Source organism: Streptomyces sp. NPDC002884 (assembly GCF_040295245.1).
Classification (GTDB): Bacteria; Actinomycetota; Actinomycetes; order Streptomycetales; family Streptomycetaceae; genus Streptomyces.
Genome location: NZ_JBEOVB010000004.1, coordinates 201,390 through 221,806, shown reverse-complemented (window position 1 = coordinate 221,806; position 20,417 = coordinate 201,390). Strand labels below are relative to the sequence as shown.

Sequence of the window (20,417 nt, the reverse complement as noted above, 5' to 3'; positions counted from 1 at the left end):
CCCACCGGCGGATTCAGCCGGTCCGCGGCCGGTCGGCACACCGCCCGAGCCGGCCGATCGACACAACCGGCCAACACAGTCGATCAATCCCGCATAACGGTCATATTTACTCCTAGTCTGACATTGCGCTCGTCCACTCTGTCCACCGGGCTTGCGCACCTGTCCCACCTCGGTTACTGGGAAGGACGGCATACGCCATGCCCGCAGATCTCGCCGTCATCGGACTCGGCCCGTTCGGCCTGCCCCTGGCCCAGGCCGCCGTGGCCGCCGGAATCCCCACCATCGGATACCGCACCGGCCCCGAAGCCGGCTCCCTCAGCCCCGCCGAACTGCGCAGGATGCTCTCGGGAGGCTTCCGGCCCGCCACCAACCCCGCCGAGCTGGGCCGGGTACGCACCGCCGTCATCTGCGCACCCACCCCGCGCGACGCGGACGGCGGACTCGACCTGAGCCAGCTGGAGACGGCCGCCCGCACCCTCGCCGGACACCTGCGCCCGCACACCACCGTGATCCTCGAGTCGCCCGTGTACCCCGGGGCCACGGAGGAATTCCTGCGGCCGCTGCTGGAGGAGACCTCCGGACTCCGCGCGGGACGCGACTTCCACCTCGCCTACTCCCCCAGCCGGGTCGACCCCGGCAGCCGCGCCTTCAACCCGGCCAACACCCCGAAGGTCATCGGCGGCCTCACCCCCGCCTGCACCGAGTCCGCCGCCGCCTTCTACGGCCGTCTCACCGACAAGGTGGTACGCGCGCGTGGCCTGCGGGAGGCCGAGACCGTGCAGCTCCTGGAGACCAACTTCCGGCACGTCAACATCGCCCTCGTCAACGAGATGGCCGTCCTCTGCCACGACCTGGGCGTCGACCTGTGGGACGTCGTCCGCTGCGCGGAGACCAAGCCCTTCGGCTTCGAGGCCTTCCGCCCCGGCCCAGGGGTCGGCGGCCACTCCGTCGCCCTGGACCGCACCGGCCACCCGGGCGGCCCGCTGCGCCTGGTCGAGCTGGCCCAGCAGGTCAACAGCCGCATGCCCCGCTACGTCGTCCAGCGCGCCGCCGCCCTCCTCAACGAGCACGGCAAGTCGGCACGGGGCGCACGCGTTCTGCTGCTCGGCGTCACCTACAAGCCCGACCTCGCCGACCAGCAGAACACCCCCGCGCGCGAGATCGCGATCCGCCTGATGGAACTCGGCGCCGCCGTCAGCTACAACGACCCGCACGTCCCGTCCTGGAGCGTCCTGGACCGCCCGGTGCCGCGCGCCGACTCCCTCTACGAGGCCGCCGCCGACGCCGACCTGACGATCCTCCTCCAGCAGCACCGGACGTACGACCTCCAGGGCCTGTCGGTGAAGGCACAGCTGCTGCTGGACACGCGGGGGGCCACCCCTACGGGGGCGGCGCACCGGTTGTGAGCCGGGGCGCACACGGCCGCTCCGGGCTCCGGGGACTGGTGGCGTACGGCACGGCCCGCCGGTACCGTACGAAACAGGTGGAGCCCACCGCAGCGGTCACTGCGGCAGGCTCCAGGATGGATCACGGAGTGTCCGCCCCTACTTGTCTTGGGGGCGGCCGCTCACCATCCGAAAAGACGCAAGATCCACCTCCTGCGGCACTGCACCGTCCGAAGACGGAGTCGATCCCAGCGGGTGGACTTGCGGTGACGTCCCATGGGCGCCCCCTTCCACGACGCCGCCCGTGACCCGGTGAACGGCACGTTCAGGAACTCGGGCCGGGCCCCGAGGGCCGGGGTCCGGAACCATGTCCTTGGAAGGGGGCACCCCAGACAACTGGGGCGCCGACCCGGACGCTAGCGCTCGCGACCCCCCTGACCAGCCCACTTCCGTCCCGAACGCAACCGAGCGCCCCCACCCCACGCCCCGGCCCCTGCGGGCATATGGAAGGGCCGGCCGCCTCACCCGAGTGAGGTGGCCGGCCCCTGCCGACGTCCGACGTCCCGCGGTGCTACCGCCGGTGTACCGAGTCCGCCACCGTCACCTCGACGCGCTGGAACTCCTTGAGCTCGCTGTAGCCGGTGGTGGCCATGGCGCGGCGCAGGGCTCCGAAGAGGTTCATCGAGCCGTCGGGCGTGTGCGACGGGCCCGTGAGGACCTCCTCGATGGTGCCGACCGTGCCGAGGTCGACCTTCTGCCCGCGCGGCAGCTCCTCGTTGACGGCCTCCATGCCCCAGTGGTGGCCACGGCCCGGCGCGTCGGTCGCGCGCGCGAGCGGCGAGCCCATCATCACCGAGTCGGCACCGCAGGCGATCGCCTTGGCCAGGTCGCCGGACCAGCCGACGCCGCCGTCGGCGATCACGTGCACATACCGGCCGCCGGACTCGTCCATGTAGTCGCGGCGGGCCGCCGCCACGTCGGCGACCGCCGTCGCCATCGGGACCTGGATGCCCAGCACGTTGCGCGTGGTGTGCGCCGCGCCGCCGCCGAAGCCGACCAGGACGCCCGCCGCACCTGTGCGCATCAGGTGCAGGGCCGCCGTGTAGGTGGCGCAGCCGCCGACGATCACCGGGACGTCGAGCTCGTAGATGAACTGCTTCAGGTTCAGCGGCTCGTGCGAGCCGGAGACGTGCTCCGCCGACACGGTCGTGCCGCGGATGACGAAGATGTCCACGCCCGCGTCCACGACGGCCTTGGAGAACTGGGCCGTGCGCTGCGGGGAGAGCGCGGCCGCGGTGACCACGCCCGAGTCGCGCACCTCCTTGATGCGCTGCCCGATCAGCTCCTCCTTGATGGGAGCCGCGTAGATCTCCTGGAGACGGCGGGTCGCGGTCTCCGCGTCCAGCTCGACGATCTCGTCGAGCAGCGGCTGCGGGTCCTCGTGCCGGGTCCACAGGCCCTCGAGGTTGAGGACGCCGAGGCCGCCCAGCTCGCCGATGCGGATGGCGGTGGCCGGGGAGACGACCGAGTCCATGGGGGCGGCCAGGAAGGGCAGCTCGAACCGGTAGGCGTCGATCTGCCAGGCGATCGAGACCTCCTTCGGGTCCCGCGTACGGCGGCTGGGGACGACGGCGATGTCGTCGAAGGCATACGCCCGGCGGCCGCGCTTGCCGCGCCCGATCTCGATCTCAGTCACGTGTGTGGCCTTTCCCTGATGCGTTGCAGCGTCTACCAGTATCGCCGACGGGTACGACAAGGGCGGCCCCGGAGTCTCCGGGGCCGCCCTTGGTGCGCCTTACGAACGCTTCACGCGTGCGTGAAGCTCACTTGCGGCTGTAGTTGGGCGCCTCGACCGTCATCTGGATGTCGTGCGGGTGGCTCTCCTTCAGGCCCGCGGACGTGATCCGGACGAAGCGGCCGTTGTCCTGCAGCTCCGGCACGGTCCGGCCGCCGACGTAGAACATCGACTGGCGCAGACCGCCGACCAGCTGGTGGACGACGGAGGACAGCGGGCCGCGGTAGGGCACCTGGCCCTCGATGCCCTCGGGGATCAGCTGCTCGTCGGAGGCGACGCCCTCCTGGAAGTAGCGGTCCTTGGAGAACGACTTGCGCTCGCCGCGGGTCTGCATGGCGCCCAGGGAACCCATGCCGCGGTACGACTTGAACTGCTTGCCGTTGATGAACAGCAGCTCGCCCGGCGACTCCTCGCAGCCCGCGAGCAGCGAGCCCAGCATCACCGTGTCGGCGCCGGCGACCAGGGCCTTGGCGATGTCGCCGGAGTACTGGAGGCCGCCGTCGCCGATGACCGGGACGCCGGCCTCCTTGGCCGCGAGCGCGGCCTCGTAGATGGCGGTGACCTGCGGGACGCCGATGCCGGCGACCACGCGGGTGGTACAGATGGAGCCCGGGCCCACGCCGACCTTGATGGCGTCGGCGCCCGCGTCCACCAGGGACTGGGCGCCGTCACGGGTGGCGATGTTGCCGCCGATGACGTCCACACGCGTGTGGTTCGACTTGATCTTGGCGATCATGTCGCCGACGAGCCGCGAGTGGCCGTGGGCGGTGTCCACGACGATGAAGTCGACACCGCGCTCGATCAGGGCCTGGGCCCGCTCGAACGAGTCGCCGGCGACGCCGACGGCCGCGCCGACCAGCAGACGGCCCTCGGAGTCCTTCGCGGCGTTCGGGTACTTCTCCGCCTTGACGAAGTCCTTGACCGTGATCAGGCCCTTGAGGGCGCCTTCGTCGTCGACCAGGGGAAGCTTCTCGATCTTGTGCTTGCGCAGCAGCTCCATGGCCTCGACGCCGGAGATGCCGACCTTGCCGGTGACCAGCGGCATCGGCGTCATGACCTCGTGCACGCGGCGCGTGCGGTCGGTCTCGAAGGCCATGTCGCGGTTGGTGACGATGCCGAGCAGCCGCTTGTTGCCGTCGGTCACCGGGACGCCGCTGATGCGGAACTTGCCGCACAGCGCGTCGGCCTCGGCGAGCGTGGCCTCCGGGTGGATGGTGATCGGGTCGGTCACCATGCCGGACTCGGAGCGCTTGACGAGGTCGACCTGGTTGGCCTGGTCCTCGATGGACAGGTTGCGGTGCAGCACGCCGACGCCGCCCTGGCGGGCCATCGCGATCGCCATGCGCGACTCGGTGACCTTGTCCATGGCGGCGGACAGGAGCGGGATGTTCACCCGCACGTTCTTGGAGACGTACGAGGCGGTGTCGATCTCGTCGGGAGCCATGTCCGACGAGCCCGGCAGCAGCAGCACGTCGTCGTAGGTCAGCCCGAGCGTCGCGAATTTTCCGGGCACTCCGTCGACGTTGGCAGTCATGACACCTTCCCCAAATGGCCTTGATCGGTGCGGATGTCCATGCTAACGGGAAGCGCACCTCCCGAATTCCACGGTCGGACGTGACTCCGGGCTTCGTATGTTCGTACGGAACCGGTCGGCGCCCTGTTCAGCGACGCCCGTTCCGAAGGGGCCGCTACTGCTCGGCGAGCGCCCGCAGCCTGCTCAGCGCCCGGTGCTGGGCCACGCGGACCGCCCCGGGTGACATTCCCAACATCTGCCCGGTCTCCTCGGCCGTGAGGCCCACCGCGATGCGCAGCAGGAGTAGTTCCCGCTGGTTCTCGGGCAGGTTGGCCATGAGCTTCTTGGCCCATTCCGCGTCGCTGCTGAGCAGGGCGCGCTCCTCGGGGCCGAGTGAGTCGTCCGGCCGCTCGGGCATCTCGTCGGAGGGGACCGCCGTCGAGCCCGGGTGGCGCATCGCGGCGCGCTGGAGGTCGGCGACCTTGTGCGCGGCGATGGCGAAGACGAAGGCCTCGAAAGGCCTGCCGGTGTCCCGGTAGCGGGGCAGGGCGAGGAGAACCGCGACGCAGACCTCCTGGGCGAGGTCCTCCACGAAGTGGCGCGCGTCGCCGGGCAGCCGGGACAGCCGGGTGCGGCAGTAGCGCAACGCCAGGGGGTGGACATGGGCCAGCAGGTCGTGGGTGGCCTGCTCGTCGCCGTCCACGGCGCGATGGACGAGTGACCCGATCGTCCCCACGGCAGTGACCGCCTCGTCATCGCGCATCGGTCCATGGTGCACTGCGGCCGGACCGGCCGCGGCACCGTGCCCGTCGTTGTGCACCGAAGCGTTATGAGCAGGTGCGCCGGAACTCATCCGCTGCGCCCTCCCCTCCCGCTCGACCGACTCGTCCCCGAGGAACTCCACACCTCAAGGATGCGGCATCCGCGGCGAAACAAGCAGCGGGCACCCTGCGGGAGCCTGTGCCGCTCCCGCCCGCCGTGCGGCGGAAGGGGGCGTCGCCCGACCTCCGTACCGCGTCTGAGCAGGAAGGTTCGTCCATGAACCGCTCCCCTCACTGAATGACGGATGTCACCCGAACCCGGTCGGATCCACTGCCCGGCCGGGGCCCGTCCCGCTTCGGACCGGCCCGGGCCCCGTCCCGCTCCGGACCGCTCCGAGCCCGTGGGGACGGGCGGTGGGAGCGGGCGGCGGGGACGGGCAGGGGGGACCGGGCGGGCGGGACCGGCTAACGGACCAGACCCCACCGGAAGCCGAGCGCCACCGCGTGCGCGCGGTCCGAGGCGCCGAGCTTCTTGAAGAGCCGACGGGCGTGCGTCTTGACCGTGTCCTCGGAGAGGAACAGCTCACGGCCGATCTCCGCGTTGGAGCGGCCGTGGCTCATGCCCTCGAGGACCTGGATCTCACGCGCGGTGAGCGTGGGCGCCGCGCCCATCTCGGCCGAGCGCAGCCGGCGCGGGGCGAGCCGCCACGTCGGGTCGGCGAGCGCCTGCGTGACGGTCGCGCGCAGTTCCGCACGTGAGGCGTCCTTGTGCAGATAGCCGCGGGCGCCGGCGGCCACCGCGAGGGCGACACCGTCGAGGTCCTCGGCGACGGTCAGCATGATGATGCGGGCTCCGGGGTCGGCCGACAACAGCCGCCGTACGGTCTCGACGCCGCCCAGTCCGGGCATGCGTACGTCCATCAGAATCAGGTCCGAGCGGTCGGCCCCCCAGCGGCGGAGGACTTCCTCGCCGTTGGCTGCCGTCGTCACGCGCTCGACGCCGGGCACGGTCGCGACCGCGCGGCGGAGCGCTTCTCGGGCAAGCGGGGAGTCGTCGCAGACGAGGACGGAAGTCATGGCCGCCCTCCGCAGCTGATGCGCGTCACCTTGTGCCTCCAGGCTGTTACGAATCGTCACCTGTGCGGTCGACCGTCTCGGACGCCTGCCCGAGCGTTTGTGTTTTCAACCGCCACCGCACTCTCAACGACGGTCACTCGAAAGAGTTACGGGGCCGCATGCATTCTTCGGCACTCTACGTGAGGGGGCGGATACAGAGGGGGCAACCACACGGACCCTCAAGCTTTCATCACAAGCGATGCCCCATTCGGCCCCATTTCTTCCCTTTTACTAGTGTCTGAGGCTAGATTCGCAATGAGTCATATTTTCATCTCCTTAGATCGTAGTTGTACGGTCGTGGGCACCGTATCCGCTCTGAACGGCTACAAGGGGTCACGCAATGGCAGATTTCTCCCGCCTTCCCGGACCGAACGCGGACCTGTGGGACTGGCAGCTCCTGGCTGCCTGCCGCGGGGTGGACAGTTCGCTCTTCTTCCATCCGGAGGGCGAGCGCGGGGCGGCTCGGAGCGCTCGAGAGAACTCGGCCAAGGAGGTCTGCATGAGGTGCCCGGTCCGCGCGCAGTGCGCGGCGCACGCGCTGGCGGTACGCGAGCCGTACGGCGTGTGGGGCGGGCTGACCGAGGACGAGCGCGAGGAGCTGATGGGCCGGGCGCGCAATCGCCTGGTGTCGGCGTCGTCGGGCGCGAGAGACGCTTCCTCGAACACATGAAGGAACGTTTCTTCAAAATGCGCTGAAACAGCTGTCCCAAAAAAGCGGCGGGCACGGGTGCGTGCCCGCCGTTTCGGCTGCCGTCAGCCGATGCGCGCCGCCGCCCGCCCCAGCTGCTCCAGCGTGGCCGACACCGCCGGCACCTGGGCCAGGTCGGGCAGCGTGAGCGCGACGATCTCCCGCCGCACCGCCGGTTCCAGTGTCACCGCGCGGGCCCCGCGCGGCCGGACGGACTCGATCGCGAGCTGGGGCAGCACGGCGACGCCGAGGCCGGCGCCCACCAGACCGACCACCGCCGGATAGTCGTCGGTGGCGAAGTCGATACGGGGCGTGAAGCCGGCGCTCTCGCACACCTGGACCAGCTGGCCGCGGCAGCGCGGACAGCCGGCGATCCACGGTTCGGCGGCGAGGTCGCCGATGGCGACGGACCCCGAGGGGCCCGTGCGCGCGAGGCGGTGCCGTTCGGGGACGAGGGCGACCAGCCGGTCCGTCAGCAGCGGCCGTACGACCAGGTCGTCCCATTCGCCTTCGCCCGCCTGCTCGGCGTCGCCTGCGCCCGTCACGCGTTCGTAGCGGAAGGCGAGCGCGATGTCGCAGTCGCCCTCGCGGAGCAGCTCGACCGACTTCGGCGGTTCGGCCTCCTCCAGGGAGACCCGGGTGCCGGGGTGGGCCGCGCGCAGGGCGGCCAGGGCGCTGGGGACGAGGGTGGAACTGCCGCTGGGGAAGGACACCAGACGGACCCGGCCGGCGCGCAGCCCCGCGATGGCGGCGACCTCCTCCTCGGCGGCGGTCAGTCCGGACAGGATGCCGGCCGCGTGCCGGACGAGCGCCTCGCCCGCCTGGGTCAGCCGCATCTCGCGTCCGCTGCGGATCAGCAGGGGTGTGCCGACGGACGCCTCCAGCGCCTTCATCTGCTGGCTGACGGCCGGCTGGGTGCAGCCCAGTTCGCGCCCGGCCGCCGAGAAGGAGCCGGTGGCGGCCACGGCACGCAGGACGCGGAGATGACGGGCCTCGATCATCCTTCGAGCATAAGCGAGCCTTGGACAGTCAGGCGAATAATGCGTCGACACTTTGACCTCCGAGCTCGTACCGTGCCGCTATGAGGCTTCTGTCTGTCAATCTGGGCCGCCCGAAGGCCGTGCCGTACACCGACCAGCCGCAAGGCCTGACCGGCATCGACAAGCGGCCGGTCGAGGGGCCCGTGCGGGTCACGGCGCCCGGTCCCAAGGGGGTCGGGGGGAGCGGGCTGGCCGGGGACACGGTGTGCCACCTGCGCCACCACGGCGGGGACGACCAGGCGGTGTACGCCGTCGCGCGCGAGGACCTCGACGACTGGGAGCGCGAGCTGGGTCGCACGCTGGCCGACGGCGCGTTCGGCGAGAACCTCACCACCACGGGTCTCGACGTCTCCGGCGCGCTGATCGGCGAGCGCTGGCGGATCGGTCCCGACGTGGTGCTGGAGGTGACCGCCGGGCGGATACCGTGCCGCACCTTCCAAGGCCACGTGGGCGAGAAGCGATGGGTGCGGCGGTTCACCGAGAAGGCGGCCACGGGCGCGTATCTGCGGGTCCTCGAGCCGGGTGAGATCCGCGCGGGGGATCCGGTGCGGATCGTCCACCTGCCGGAACACGAGGTGACGGCCAGGATGCAGTTCCAGGCGGTCACCACCCACCGGGAGCTGCTGCCCCGGCTGCTCGCGGCGGGCGAGGCGCTGCACCCGGAGTCGCTGGCGTCGGCCCGGGAGTACGTGAAGAAGTACGGGGACGGGGCAAGAAGCGGAGCCGGTGACGGAGCCGGGGCCGGGGAGAAGTACGAGGAGGGGCAAGGGGGCTGAGCCGGCGTCACGGGAGCGGGGCGCGGGACGCGCGTGCGCCGGGCACGCGCACGCGGTCTTCACCTTCGGGAGGCCACGTGCAGAGAACGGACGCCCGTACTCCGGGTCACTAATCTTCTGCCATGACAACGGCTCTGATTACGGGTTCGACCGCGGGCATCGGCGCCGCGTTCGCGCGCAGACTGGCGGCGGACGGGCATGACCTCGTCCTCGTGGCACGGGACATCAAGCGGCTGCGCGAGCAGGCGACCGAGTTGCACGACCGGCACGGCATCGAGGCGGAGGTGCTGACGGCCGACCTCGCCACGGACGAGGGCATCGAGGCGGTGGCCGCCCGGCTCGGTGACGGCAGGAACCCCGTCGACCTGCTGATCAACAACGCCGGCTTCGGCAACAAGGGCCGCTACCTCGACGTCTCCATGGCCGACGAACTGAAGATGCTCAAGGTGCACTGCGAGGCGGTGCTGCGGCTGACGTCCGCGGCGACGGCGGCGATGCGCGAGCGCGGACGCGGGGGTGTCGTCAACGTGGCCTCGGTGGCGGCCTTCGTGCCGCGCGGGACGTACGGGGCGTCCAAGGCGTGGGTCGTGCAGTTCACCCAGGGTGCGGCCAAGGATCTGGCGGGCAGCGGGGTGCGGCTGATGGCGCTGTGCCCGGGGTTCGTGCGCACGGAGTTCCATGAGCGGGCCGGGATGGGCACGGACAACATCCCGGGCTGGATGTGGCTGGACGCGGACAAGCTGGTCGCGGCGGCACTGCACGACCTGGCGCGCGGGAAGTCGCTGTCGATCCCCGACCCGCGCTACAAGGCGCTGATGGGCCTGGTGAAGGTGACGCCCCGCTCGCTGCTGGGCGGGATCAGCTCGAGGACGGGCCGGAAGTACGGACCTCGGTAGCGGTCTCGGCGGTGGACGGGTGACGTCGGCGCTCCGGTGGGAAAATGGGCGTGACGGAGACCGGACCCAGGGGGGCCGGAGGCGGCGTCATGACGTTCGTGCAGCTCATCGACTGTAGGACCAGCCGGTTCGACGAGATGGACCGGCTGATGGACACCTGGGTCGAACAGACCAGGGGCAAGCGGACCGCGACGCACGCGGTGGTCGGCAAGGACCGCTCCGACGCGTCGCACTTCATCGAGATCGTGGAGTTCCCTTCGTACGAGGAGGCGATGCGGAACTCGAACCTGCCGGAGACCGACAAGGTCTTCCGCGAGCTGGTGGCCCTGTGTGACGAGATGCCCACCTTCACGGATCTCGACGTCGTACGGGACGAGCAGTTGTACGCCGGGACGGCGCGGCGGTTCTTCGAGACGATCGGCACGCGGGGTGAACTGCCGCCGATGGACGGTCTGCTGGCCGAGGAGTACCACGACCACGATCCCGCCAACGAGCAGGACACCATGGGGATGGACGCGATGCGCCGGGAGGTCGAGATGTGGCGGGGCGGTTTCGACTTCGCCTTCTCCCTCGACGACCAGATCGAGCAGGGTGACCGCGTGTGCAACCGGTGGACCTGGAGCGGCACCCACAAGGGCGACTTCATGGGGATCCCGGCCACCGGGAAGCGGGTCACCATGACCGGCACGACCGTCTTCCGGTGCCGGGAGGACGGGAAGATCGCCGAGGCCTGGTGGCAGTACGACCGGCTGGGGCTGATGGCGCAGCTGGGGGCGCTGGACGCGCTGGAGAGCTGACCCCGGTCAGGAGAGACCGCCCGCGAAGGGAGAAGCCCCCGCTCCGCAACGGAGCGGGGGCTTCTTCGGGTACTCGTGCCTGAGCGTGCGGCCGGCCGGCACGGGCCGGTGAGCGTGGAGCACCGGACCGGGCGGTGGCTCGGCATCACCGCCGGACGCGCCCGTGGCGGAGCAGCCTCCTTCACCTTCCTTCACCTTCCTTCACCCGCGCCGAGTGCCGGCGCGGGGACGAGGGCTTCGCGCACGAGCGCCGGGCCCTGGGTCCCGGCGGTCACCGGAACACCCGACAGCCCTTCTCCGACGTCCCGTTGAGCTCCCGCCCGCGGCGCCGGTCCTGCGCGCCGGCCCCGCCGCCGGGCCGCCACAGCGCGCGGGCGGGCGGCCGAACAGCCCTGCTCCGACCGCCTGTCCGCCCGACCGCATGTCCGCATGTCCGCCCGACCGACCGGCCGCCCGACCGGCCGCCCGAACGGTCGCCCCGCGGGAGTGCGGAGGCGGTCACGTCCGGGCGACGCCGTTCCGGCCGACCGGCGACGAGGCACTGTGCCGCCGCCTCAACTCCCCTTCGCCCGTGCGGATTCGGCGCCTGCCCCGACCCCGACCCGAGGCGCGCGGGACGGGACACCCGCGTGACCGAGGGCCCGTCGTGCGCGCTCCCGCTCGACCCGCGGGCGCGGAAGACGGCGCTCGGTCCACCGTCCGGGCCCGGCGGCCTCCGGGCCGGCCGGGCCGGGGAGCCGCCGACGGGGCGGATGCCGCCGAGAAGCGTGGGGTGCCCGCATCACCTATCGTGGAATGCGGTGAGCCGACCGGGACTCACCCTCTCGGGGCGATCTGGTTCGCAGTCCCGACAACACATCTCGTCCCGTGGGGCCGTGAGTACGCCGGCCATGTCCCACATCCGCAGCGCATCCCGCCGGTCGGCGCTGTTCCGACCGACTCCGACCACCGCCGCCGTACCCGAACCTGCCGTCCGACGGACCGCACTGGTCCGTTCGCGGCGCCGGTGGCCTCCGCCGACGGGTGGGACCCGGGAGCGGCCCACGGATCCCGGTTCGCAGGCGAATCGAGGAACGGAGACACCATGGCAACACTCCGCCTGACTCTGAAAGCCGCGTTGTGCGCGCTCGTCGCGTTGATGATGGCCGCGGTCTGGGCCCAACCGGCGAACGCGTGGACCTGGGCCACCAGGGTGACCGTGTACAACGGTGCCGGCCTGTGCGTCCAGGGGACCGCGGGAATCGACCACAAACGACCCGGCGTGTTCTCCGGCAATCTCGCCTACGCGAACACCTACGCACTGACCCAGGGCTGCTGGACCGGTCAGGCCAGGCCCGACGGCTGGGCCGCCGCACGAGCCACCGTCTACCGGTGGAACGGCTCCGACTGGGCGGTGTGCCGCACCAGCTCCTGGAAGTACGGCGCCACGGGACAGGCGGGGGGCGAGTTCCCCGGACCCTGGGGGCCTGAGCAGGTGTTCGACTGGGGCGGTTGGCAGTCCTGCGGAGCGGGCTACTACGGGACGGTCGCCTCGGCCTACGTCTGGGACGGGTCCGCCTGGCGCGGCGGCAACGTCTGGTCGGGCTACGAGTTCGCCTCGTCCGCCCGGTTGCAGGACGACCGGCAGTCCGAGCCGGGGACCACTCCCACGCCGAAGGCCACGCCGCCTTCCTCCTACCCGCCGGTGAGGTCGGGAGCCTGGAGGTAGGGCCAGGAGCGCGCCGCGTGCTCCGGCCGTGTCCGGCGGTTCCGCGAGGACCCGCCGGACACACGACCGTGCCGGACGGCGACGGGGCGCACCCGCCGCCCGAGTGACCGGGTCCGCGACCACGCGGTGCCGACGGACGACCGGGGCCGGGGCCCGGGTGGCGCTCGCCGGTCCCGTCCGGTTCCTGGTGCGGTACACCGGCTGACGGCGATCGGCCGGCGGGCTCCCGGAACGCGCCGAGGCCCGGCACCCCTTGTGCGTGGGGTGCCGGGCCTCTGCCGTGCTGACGACCTGGGTCAGTGCCTACCGGCCCGGGTCGGGGTACCGACGCGCTGCGTCAGTGGGAGTGACCGTGGCCGTGGCCCGCGGCGGCCGGCTCTTCCTCTTCCTTCTTCTCGACGACCAGGGTCTCGGTCGTCAGGAGGAGGGAGGCGATGGAGGCGGCGTTCTCCAGGGCGGAGCGGGTGACCTTGACCGGGTCGATGACGCCGGCCTTGACCAGGTCGCCGTACTCGCCGGTCGCGGCGTTGAAGCCCTGGCCCTTGTCGAGCTCGGCGACCTTGGAGGTGATGACGTAGCCCTCGAGGCCCGCGTTCTCGGCGATCCAGCGCAGCGGCTCGACGACGGCGCGGCGGACGACGGCGACACCGGTCGCCTCGTCGCCGGTCTTGCCCAGGCCGTCCTCCAGCACCTTGGCGGCGTGGACGAGCGCGGAGCCACCACCGGAGACGATGCCCTCCTCGACCGCGGCGCGGGTCGCGGAGATGGCGTCCTCCAGACGGTGCTTCTTCTCCTTCAGCTCCACCTCGGTGGCGGCGCCGACCTTGATGACGCACACGCCGCCGGCCAGCTTCGCGAGGCGCTCCTGGAGCTTCTCGCGGTCCCAGTCGGAGTCGGTGTTCTCGATCTCGGCCTTGATCTGGCCGACGCGGCCCTGGACCTCGGCGGAGTCGCCGGCACCGTCGACGACCGTGGTGTCGTCCTTGGTGACGGTGACGCGGCGGGCGGAGCCGAGCACGTCGATGCCGACCTGGTCGAGCTTGAGGCCGACCTCTTCGGAGATGACGGTGGCGCCGGTGAGGACCGCCAGGTCCTGCAGCATCGCCTTGCGGCGGTCACCGAAGCCGGGCGCCTTGACGGCGACCGCGTTGAAGGTGCCGCGGATCTTGTTCACGACCAGGGTCGACAGGGCCTCGCCCTCGAGGTCCTCGGCGATGATCAGCAGCGGGCGCGAGGAGTTGGTCTGGATGACCTTCTCCAGCAGCGGCAGCAGGTCTCCGATGGAGGAGATCTTGCCCTGGTTGATGAGGATGTAGGGGTCCTCGAGGACGGCCTCCATGCGCTCCTGGTCCGTCACGAAGTACGGCGACAGGTAGCCCTTGTCGAAGGCCATGCCCTCGGTGAAGTCCAGCTCCAGGCCGAAGGTGTTGGACTCCTCGACGGTGATGACACCGTCCTTGCCGACCTTGTCCATCGCCTCGGCGATGAGCTCGCCGACCTGCGTGTCCTGCGCGGACAGCGCGGCGACGGCGGCGATGTCGGCCTTGTCCTCGATCGGGCGGGCGGTCGCGAGGAGCTCCTCGGACACGGCCTTGACGGCGGCGTCGATGCCCTTCTTCAGGGCGGCCGGGGAGGCGCCCGCGGCAACGTTCCGCAGACCCTCGCGCACGAGCGCCTGGGCGAGCACGGTGGCGGTGGTCGTACCGTCACCCGCGATGTCGTTGGTCTTGGTCGCCACCTCCTTCACCAGCTGGGCACCGAGGTTCTCGTACGGGTCGTCGAGCTCGACCTCGCGGGCGATCGTGACACCGTCGTTGGTGATGGTGGGGGCGCCGAACTTCTTGTCGATGACGACGTTGCGGCCCTTGGGGCCGATCGTCACCTTGACCGTGTCGGCAAGCTTGTTGACGCCGCGCTCGAGGGCGCGACGGGCGTCCTCGTCGAACTTCAGGATCTTCGCCATGGGAGCGGTTCAGCCCTCTCGGAAAACGTGGGAGAAACGAACTGCGCCCCCAGCACCCGGCTTGACAAAGTCGCGGGGCCAGGAGCGCAGTTCACTGCAAAACTGGGTGAATTACTTCTCGATGATCGCGAGCACGTCGCGAGCCGAGAGGACGAGGTACTCCTCGCCGTTGTACTTCACCTCGGTACCGCCGTACTTGCTGTACAGGACGACGTCGCCGACCTTGACGTCGAGCGGCAGGCGCTCGCCGTTCTCGAAGCGACCCGGGCCCACGGCGAGGACAGCCCCCTCCTGGGGCTTCTCCTTCGCGGTGTCCGGGATGACCAGGCCAGAGGCGGTGGTCTGCTCGGCGTCGAGCGGCTGGACCACAATGCGGTCCTCGAGCGGCTTGATGGCAACCTTGGAGCTGGTGGTCGTCACGATCCGACCTCCCCCTTCGGAGATCTCACGGGGCTAACTGTCTGAGGTGGCGACCAGGTGGATCCGTCGTCGCGGGTGCCGGACCTGCCCGTCGCTGTTGGCACTCTCCAGTGGGGAGTGCCAGACCCGAGACTATGACCGTGATTAGCACTCGGTCAAGCGGAGTGCCAATGACGGCGGCGCGTCGGCCGGTTTTCGGCCTGGGTGGGCGCCCTTGCCGCCGCGCGCTCGCGCCCTTGCCGCCGCGTGCTCGTGTGCTCCCCCGGAGTGAGGAACGGACCCCGGCTCTCAGAGGTAGTCCTCCAGCCTGGCCACCGTCAGGCCCTGCTCCTGTACGTGTCGCAGCAGGCGGGTGGTCCGTTCCCTCAGGCCCGGGCCCGTCGACTCGTCCGGGGCCACGGCGATGACGTCGCCGGGGTGGAGGCGGTGGGGGCCGTGGGTGTAGGTGAGGTCGGTGGGGCCCATCGACGCGCGCCAGAGGACGACGGCCGCGATGCCGCAGTCGGCGGCGGCGCGGCGGGTGGTGGTGTCGTAGGTGCCGTAGGGCGGGCGGAAGAGGCGGGGGCGCAGGCCGAAGCGGGAACGGAGCTTGTCCTGCTGGCCGCAGATCTCGGCGCGCTGGCCGGCGTAGGGCAGACCGCGCAGGGCCGGATGGTCCAGGGTGTGGTTCTGGATGTTCGCGCCGACGGACCGCAGGCGCGCGAAGTGGGCGTAGCCCGGGCCCACCACGCTGTCCGTGAGGAACATGCTCACCGGCAGGCGCAGTTCGCGGACCATGTCGACGAAACGGGGGTCGCGTTCGGCGCCGTCGTCGTAGGTGAGGAAGACGACCCTGTCGGTGGTCGGGACGTGGTCGACGACCGGCGGAAGGGCCGCTCCCGGGCTGCCCGCCAGGGCGCGGGCGGGGTGGCGCGGCGCGGGGGCCAGGGGTGCCGTCAGGCCCCAGCGGCGGTACGCGTCCTGTCCGGCCGGGCCGTGCGGGCGGACCCGGGCGGCGGCCTTCTTGCCGAGCCGTTCGATCGGGTCGACGGACTGGGCACAGCCCGCCAGGGTCGCCAGTGTCGTGAGGGTCGTTAGGATCAGCAGTACGGCCGGCAGCCCCCGTGCCCTCACAGGTAGTCCTCCAGTCGCGCCACCGCGTATCCCTTCGCCGTGACCTTGTTCAGGAACCGGCGGACCATGTCGGGCATCGTGCCCTTCCAGTCGCCGCGGCCGCGGAAGTGGCTCAGGACGATGTCGCCGGGGTGCAGGTCCTGGTCCCACTCGCGGTACTCCCAGTGGTCGACGAAGACCTCCTCGGCCCAGAGCGGGGCGTGGCGCACTCCGCAGGTCTTCGCGGCGCGCAGGGTGTCCTGGTCGTAGTTGCCGAAAGGCGGCCGGAAGAGGGTGGGGCGCTTGCCGTAGCGCTTCTCGATCACGTCCTGCATGCCGCAGATCTCGCGCTTCTGGCGGGCGTAGGAGAGGGCGGGCAGGTAGGGGTGGTGCAGGGTGTGGTTGTTCAGCCCCACGCCCCGGTCCTGCATCCGCTTGAAGTAGCCGTAGTCGTCCTTGACCAGGTAGTCGCTGAGGAAGGCGGTGTACGGGATCTTCAGCTCGCTCATCATGCGCAGGAACGCCGGGTCCTTCTCGGCGCCGTCGTCGATGGTGAGGAAGACGACCCGGTCCCTGGTCGGGATCGTGGTGAAGACCGGCGGGAGGCCGAGTTCCTCGTGTTCGTCGACCTCGAAGCCCTTGCGGGTGGTGATCTCCGGTTTGTGCGCGGGGGGTGCCGGGGGTGTCAACGGGACCTGCTTCAGGCCCCAGCGCCTCGCCGCGGCGACCCGGGCCCGGTGCGCGGCGCGGAGCCTGTCGGCGTACGCGTGCAGGGCGCGGGCGGGCGGGGCCGCGGGGGGCGGACCCGCCTTCTCGGGCTGCTGGCCGGGCGCGGGGCGCGCCGTGCGGCCGGCGCTCTCGCCGCCTCCCGCGCAGCCCGAGGCGATGGTGGCCAGCGCGAGGACGGCGATCAGGCTCCGGACGCCCGTACGCCGGCGCACCCGGCCGCGCCGGTGCGGCGCCCGAGAACCGCCGCGCTTGTCATCATTTTGTACGACAGATCCCATGGCGCCGGATCCTCGCAGTCACCGTCCCGGAACCCCGTCAGACACCGCCGCCCGGGACACACCGTCCACCGACTGGCCCAAAGAGACCGGCAGCGGCGGGCGGTGACCGGTGCGGCTGGCGGCTGGTCGACAATGAGGTGGTGAACGACCTCGCTCCCCTCCTCACCACCGAGGGCCGTGCCCTCCTCGACCTGGTGCGCGGCACCGCTCCCGCCGACGAGCTCGCCGTCGCCACCCGGCTGCGCCGCGAGCACCCCGCCGACCTGGTGTCCGCGGCGATCGGCCAGGCCCGGCTGCGGCAGCGGGCGGCGGCGAAGTTCGGGGCCGAGGACGCGGAGCGGATGTTCTTCACGCCGAACGGGGTGGAGCAGTCGACGCGGGCGAGTGTCGCCGCCCACCGGGCCGAGCGGATGAAGGCGCTCGGCGTGACGTCCGTCGCCGACCTGTGCTGCGGGATCGGCGGTGACGCGATCGCGCTCGCCCGGGCCGGGATCCGGGTGCTGGCCGTGGACCGGGACCCGGTCACGGCGGAGGTGGCGCGCGCCAACGCCGACGCGCTGGGGCTGAGCGGGCTGATCGAGGTGCGCGAGGCGGACGTCACCGAAGTGGACACCGGTGGCTACGACGCCGTGTTCGTCGATCCGGCGCGCAGGGGAGGCCGCGGGCGCATCTTCGACCCCGAGGCGTACTCGCCGCCCCTGTCGTGGGCGGTCGGCGCCGCCCTCGCCGCCCCGCGCGCCGCCCTGAAGATCGCGCCCGGTGTGCCGCACGAGGCGATCCCGGCCGAGGCCGAGGCCGAGTGGATCTCGGACGGCGGGGACGTGAAGGAGGCGGTGCTGTGGTTCGGCACCGAGCCGGGGGCCGTGCGGGCCACCCTGCTCCCGGGGCCGCGGACCCTGCTCGGCGCCGGGCTGCCCGACCCGGACGTCCGGCCGGTCGGGCGGTACCTGTACGAGCCCGACGGCGCCGTCATCCGGGCCCATCTGGTGGCCGACGTGGCCCGGGAGCTCGACGGCGGGCTGATCGACGAGACCATCGCGTACATCACCGCCGACGCCCTGCGCCCGACCCCGTACGCCACCGCCTACGAGATCACCGACCGGCTCCCGTTCAACGTGAAGAAGCTGAAGGCCCTGCTGCGGGAGCGGGGGGTCGGGATCCTGACCGTGAAGAAGCGGGGGTCGGCGGTGGAGCCGGAGGAGCTGCGGAAGAAGGTGCTTCCCAAGGGCCAGGGGCCGAACTCGGCGACCGTGTTCCTGACGCGGGTGGCGGGGGCGCCGACGATGCTCGTCGGGGCCCCCGCCAGGTCGGCCGTTACTGCCGGTGGAGCGTCTTGAGCGGTGCCAGGTTCGGCTGGGCGCCGACCGCGCCGGGCCGCTGCACGGTGGTGGCCGGGGCGTCGCCGTCGGTGCGCGCGGCGAAGGCGCTCGCCGACGTGCTCGGCGGGATGACGCCGTTGAAGTACGCGTGGTAGTCGACGTAGGCGCTGCCCGCGCCCATCGTGGCGCCCACGGTGTTCAGCGCGGCCGGGGAGATCGAGCTGTTGACGCCGAAGGCCGCCGTGAAGTGGACGCTGGCCGTCTCCCGCTGGAAGTAGCTGGTGAGCTCGGCCGACGGGGCGGCGGCGCTGGTGGTCCACAGGAGCGGTCCGAAGACGTTCATCGCCGAGGCCGCGGACACGCCGTCGCGCCAGGAGCCCGAGTAGGCGAGGCCGGTCTGGCTCGGCGCGGACCACCAGAACATGGCGATGGCCACCGAGATCGACGGGTCCGTGGTGCCGGAGATCGGGTAGTACGAGTACGTCGAGGGCCAGCGCGAGAAGCTCGAGTGGGTCAGCGCGTACTTCGCCGCCGCACCGACCGTGATGATCATGGTCTTGTCGGGGTTCAGGCTGTTGAGGTACGACTGCACCGACGCGGTCAGCTTGTTGCCGTTGGTGAGCACGACACCGCCCGCGCTGGCCGCGCCGTCGGAGCCGGCCGCGGCCGCCGCCGAGAGAGCCGCGCGGTACTCGGTGCCGCCGGCCAGGAAGACGTACTTGGGGGCGGAGCTGATGGTCCTGCTCACCATCACCGACGTCGCGTAGCGGTCCGCGCCGGTCAGCCGCACGGGGACGTAGCCGAGCGCCTTCACCTGGTTGAGGACGTTGTTGTCGAGGACGGTCGTGCTACCGACCAGGTACACGGGCTTGCCCGGCTGCAGCGTCCGCTTCAGCTCGTTCTTCGTCGTCGAGGACAGCCCGGTCTTCTGGGTCATCAGCACCGGGCCCTCCTTCCGGCCGGCCAGGGCGGGCGCGGTGACGGCGTACGCCGGGTCGTCCTGGTTGACCAGCACCGCGGACTTGGCGTTCATCAGGCCGGGCTCGCTCTGGCCGATGGTGTTCCAGGTCCAGCGGGAGGCGGCGGTGGCGGTGAGGTAGGCGTTGGCGCCCCAGATCCGCGCGGTGCTGTTCTTGCGCAGGGGCTGCCAGCTCGGGTTCCCGACGTGGTTGCTCTGCGCCGCGCCGGTGACCGGGGTCAGCTCGCCGGTCGTCGTGTCGGCGTACTCGACGGCGTGCACGTCGTCGCTGTTCGGCGAGGTGTGGGCGTCGAAGACGATCCGCTTGCCGGTGGGCGACCAGGACGGGTCGGCGTACTGGCGCGGGCCGGTGGTGAGCTGCTTGACGTCGGTGCCGTCGGCGTTCGCCGTGAAGATCTGGGGGTTGCCGTCGGTGTCCTTGCGGACGAAGGCCAGCTTGGTGCCGTCCGGCGACCAGGCGGGCTGCTCGGCGTCGGCCAGGGCGAGCTTGACCGTGTTCGCGCCACTGTCGAAGACGTACACGCCGGCGGCGGCGTTGCAGCTGCCCGCGCGGCGCTCGAAGGCCACCAGGCCCTTGACGTTCACGCTCGGTTCCGAGTCGCAGACGGTGGCCGGCTCCAGGTTCGCCGGCAGCAGCGGGCCGGGCGCCCACGAGGCGTCGGAGGGACCGTAGGCGAGCTGGCCGCCACTGGCGAAGACGACGTAACGGCCGCCGTTCCAGAAGGTCAGGTCCTCGTACGGGGCGCTGGAGCGCAGGCCCTGCGCCCACGGCAGGGTGATCTTCTTGGTGCCGTTGGGCAGCACGCTGGAGATCTGGCCGGAGACGCTGACCACGCGGCTTCCGTCCGGCGCCCAGGTGGCGTAACTGCCCACGTTGGGGATCGTGCTGGTAGTGCCGGTGACGGGGTCGATGAGCAACCCGCCGTCGTTGAGGATCTTGCCTTCGGTGCCCGGCCAGGGCCCGGCGTCGTCGGCGACGGCGCCGGGTGCGGCGGCCAGGGTGCCCGCGGCGGCGAGCGCCGCCACGGTGGCGAGCGCCGCGGCACGGCGGCGCGTGAACAGTCTCAAGTTGTCGACCCCCGGGGATCACATGATGTCGTCGGAGCCGCGCGTGGGCCCGGTCGGCGTCGTCCCCCGTCGCCGTTTCCCTGGGCCGCACAGT

17 protein-coding genes are annotated in these 20,417 nt (G+C 71.5%); 7 read left to right on the top strand and 10 right to left on the bottom strand.

Annotated elements, in window-relative coordinates; all coding sequences use genetic code 11:
• Window positions 1-197 precede the first annotated feature (197 nt).
• Complete coding sequence (locus ABT070_RS11160) at window positions 198-1,406, top strand: nucleotide sugar dehydrogenase (RefSeq protein ID WP_351757841.1); 1,209 nt, start codon at window positions 198-200, stop codon at window positions 1,404-1,406.
• A gap of 550 nt (window positions 1,407-1,956) precedes the next feature.
• Here the strand turns inward: ABT070_RS11160 and ABT070_RS11155 are convergent.
• The 4 genes from ABT070_RS11155 to ABT070_RS11140 form a co-directional block, all read right to left on the bottom strand.
• A complete protein-coding gene (locus ABT070_RS11155) occupies window positions 1,957-3,081 on the bottom strand; it encodes a GuaB3 family IMP dehydrogenase-related protein (RefSeq protein WP_020132149.1) in 1,125 nt (374 codons plus the stop codon).
• A 127-nt stretch (window positions 3,082-3,208) separates the two neighbouring features.
• Window positions 3,209-4,714 carry an IMP dehydrogenase gene (guaB, locus tag ABT070_RS11150; protein ID WP_351757837.1) on the bottom strand — a complete coding sequence of 502 codons (1,506 nt, stop codon included), beginning with the start codon at window positions 4,712-4,714 and terminating at the stop codon, window positions 3,209-3,211.
• Between the two features lie 154 nt (window positions 4,715-4,868).
• Window positions 4,869-5,456, bottom strand: a complete 588-nt coding sequence (locus tag ABT070_RS11145) for a sigma-70 family RNA polymerase sigma factor (RefSeq protein WP_028807228.1) — start codon at window positions 5,454-5,456, stop codon at window positions 4,869-4,871.
• Window positions 5,457-5,919: 463 nt separating this feature from the next.
• The gene (locus ABT070_RS11140) at window positions 5,920-6,531 is read right to left on the bottom strand and encodes a response regulator transcription factor (protein WP_003948568.1); all 612 of its coding nucleotides are present in this window, start codon (window positions 6,529-6,531) and stop codon (window positions 5,920-5,922) included.
• A 379-nt stretch (window positions 6,532-6,910) separates the two neighbouring features.
• Here ABT070_RS11140 and ABT070_RS11135 point away from each other — a divergent pair, with 379 nt between their 5' ends.
• Window positions 6,911-7,240, top strand: a complete 330-nt coding sequence (locus ABT070_RS11135; RefSeq protein ID WP_020132152.1) for a WhiB family transcriptional regulator — start codon at window positions 6,911-6,913, stop codon at window positions 7,238-7,240.
• 83 nt (window positions 7,241-7,323) lie between these two features.
• On the opposite strand, the gene ABT070_RS11130 is transcribed toward ABT070_RS11135, so the two are convergent.
• Window positions 7,324-8,259, bottom strand: coding sequence for a LysR family transcriptional regulator (locus ABT070_RS11130; RefSeq protein ID WP_351757833.1), 936 nt, complete (start codon window positions 8,257-8,259; stop codon window positions 7,324-7,326).
• A gap of 80 nt (window positions 8,260-8,339) precedes the next feature.
• Between ABT070_RS11130 and ABT070_RS11125 the strand changes: the two genes are divergently transcribed.
• The 4 genes from ABT070_RS11125 to ABT070_RS11110 all read left to right on the top strand — a co-directional run bounded on the left by ABT070_RS11125 (window position 8,340) and on the right by ABT070_RS11110 (window position 12,475).
• Window positions 8,340-9,074: an MOSC domain-containing protein gene (locus tag ABT070_RS11125; protein ID WP_351757830.1), complete on the top strand. Its 735-nt coding sequence runs from the start codon at window positions 8,340-8,342 to the stop codon at window positions 9,072-9,074.
• Between the two features lie 122 nt (window positions 9,075-9,196).
• Window positions 9,197-9,970: an SDR family NAD(P)-dependent oxidoreductase gene (locus tag ABT070_RS11120; protein WP_351757828.1), complete on the top strand. Its 774-nt coding sequence runs from the start codon at window positions 9,197-9,199 to the stop codon at window positions 9,968-9,970.
• An 89-nt stretch (window positions 9,971-10,059) separates the two neighbouring features.
• The gene (locus ABT070_RS11115; RefSeq protein ID WP_351757825.1) at window positions 10,060-10,767 is read left to right on the top strand and encodes an ester cyclase; all 708 of its coding nucleotides are present in this window, start codon (window positions 10,060-10,062) and stop codon (window positions 10,765-10,767) included.
• Between the two features lie 1,084 nt (window positions 10,768-11,851).
• Entirely contained in the window at window positions 11,852-12,475 is a 624-nt protein-coding gene (locus tag ABT070_RS11110) for a hypothetical protein (protein WP_351757823.1), read from the top strand.
• Between the two features lie 337 nt (window positions 12,476-12,812).
• On the opposite strand, the gene groL is transcribed toward ABT070_RS11110, so the two are convergent.
• From groL to ABT070_RS11090, 4 genes are all read right to left on the bottom strand, one after another.
• Entirely contained in the window at window positions 12,813-14,438 is a 1,626-nt protein-coding gene (gene groL / locus ABT070_RS11105; protein ID WP_351757820.1) for a chaperonin GroEL, read from the bottom strand.
• A gap of 111 nt (window positions 14,439-14,549) precedes the next feature.
• A complete protein-coding gene (gene groES, locus ABT070_RS11100; protein WP_020132158.1) occupies window positions 14,550-14,858 on the bottom strand; it encodes a co-chaperone GroES in 309 nt (102 codons plus the stop codon).
• 288 nt (window positions 14,859-15,146) lie between these two features.
• Window positions 15,147-15,971, bottom strand: coding sequence for a polysaccharide deacetylase family protein (locus tag ABT070_RS11095; protein WP_451101001.1), 825 nt, complete (start codon window positions 15,969-15,971; stop codon window positions 15,147-15,149).
• Window positions 15,968-16,957 carry a polysaccharide deacetylase family protein gene (locus ABT070_RS11090; protein WP_351757817.1) on the bottom strand — a complete coding sequence of 330 codons (990 nt, stop codon included), beginning with the start codon at window positions 16,955-16,957 and terminating at the stop codon, window positions 15,968-15,970. The genes ABT070_RS11095 and ABT070_RS11090 overlap by 4 nt, the downstream gene beginning before the upstream one ends.
• Window positions 16,958-17,097: 140 nt before the next feature.
• On the opposite strand from ABT070_RS11090, the gene ABT070_RS11085 reads away from it, so the two are divergent.
• Window positions 17,098-18,294 carry a class I SAM-dependent methyltransferase gene (locus tag ABT070_RS11085; protein ID WP_351757814.1) on the top strand — a complete coding sequence of 399 codons (1,197 nt, stop codon included), beginning with the start codon at window positions 17,098-17,100 and terminating at the stop codon, window positions 18,292-18,294.
• On the opposite strand, the gene ABT070_RS11080 is transcribed toward ABT070_RS11085, so the two are convergent.
• Window positions 18,272-20,323: a cell wall-binding repeat-containing protein gene (locus tag ABT070_RS11080; protein WP_351757811.1), complete on the bottom strand. Its 2,052-nt coding sequence runs from the start codon at window positions 20,321-20,323 to the stop codon at window positions 18,272-18,274. The genes ABT070_RS11085 and ABT070_RS11080 overlap by 23 nt on opposite strands.
• Window positions 20,324-20,417: the final 94 nt, after the last annotated feature.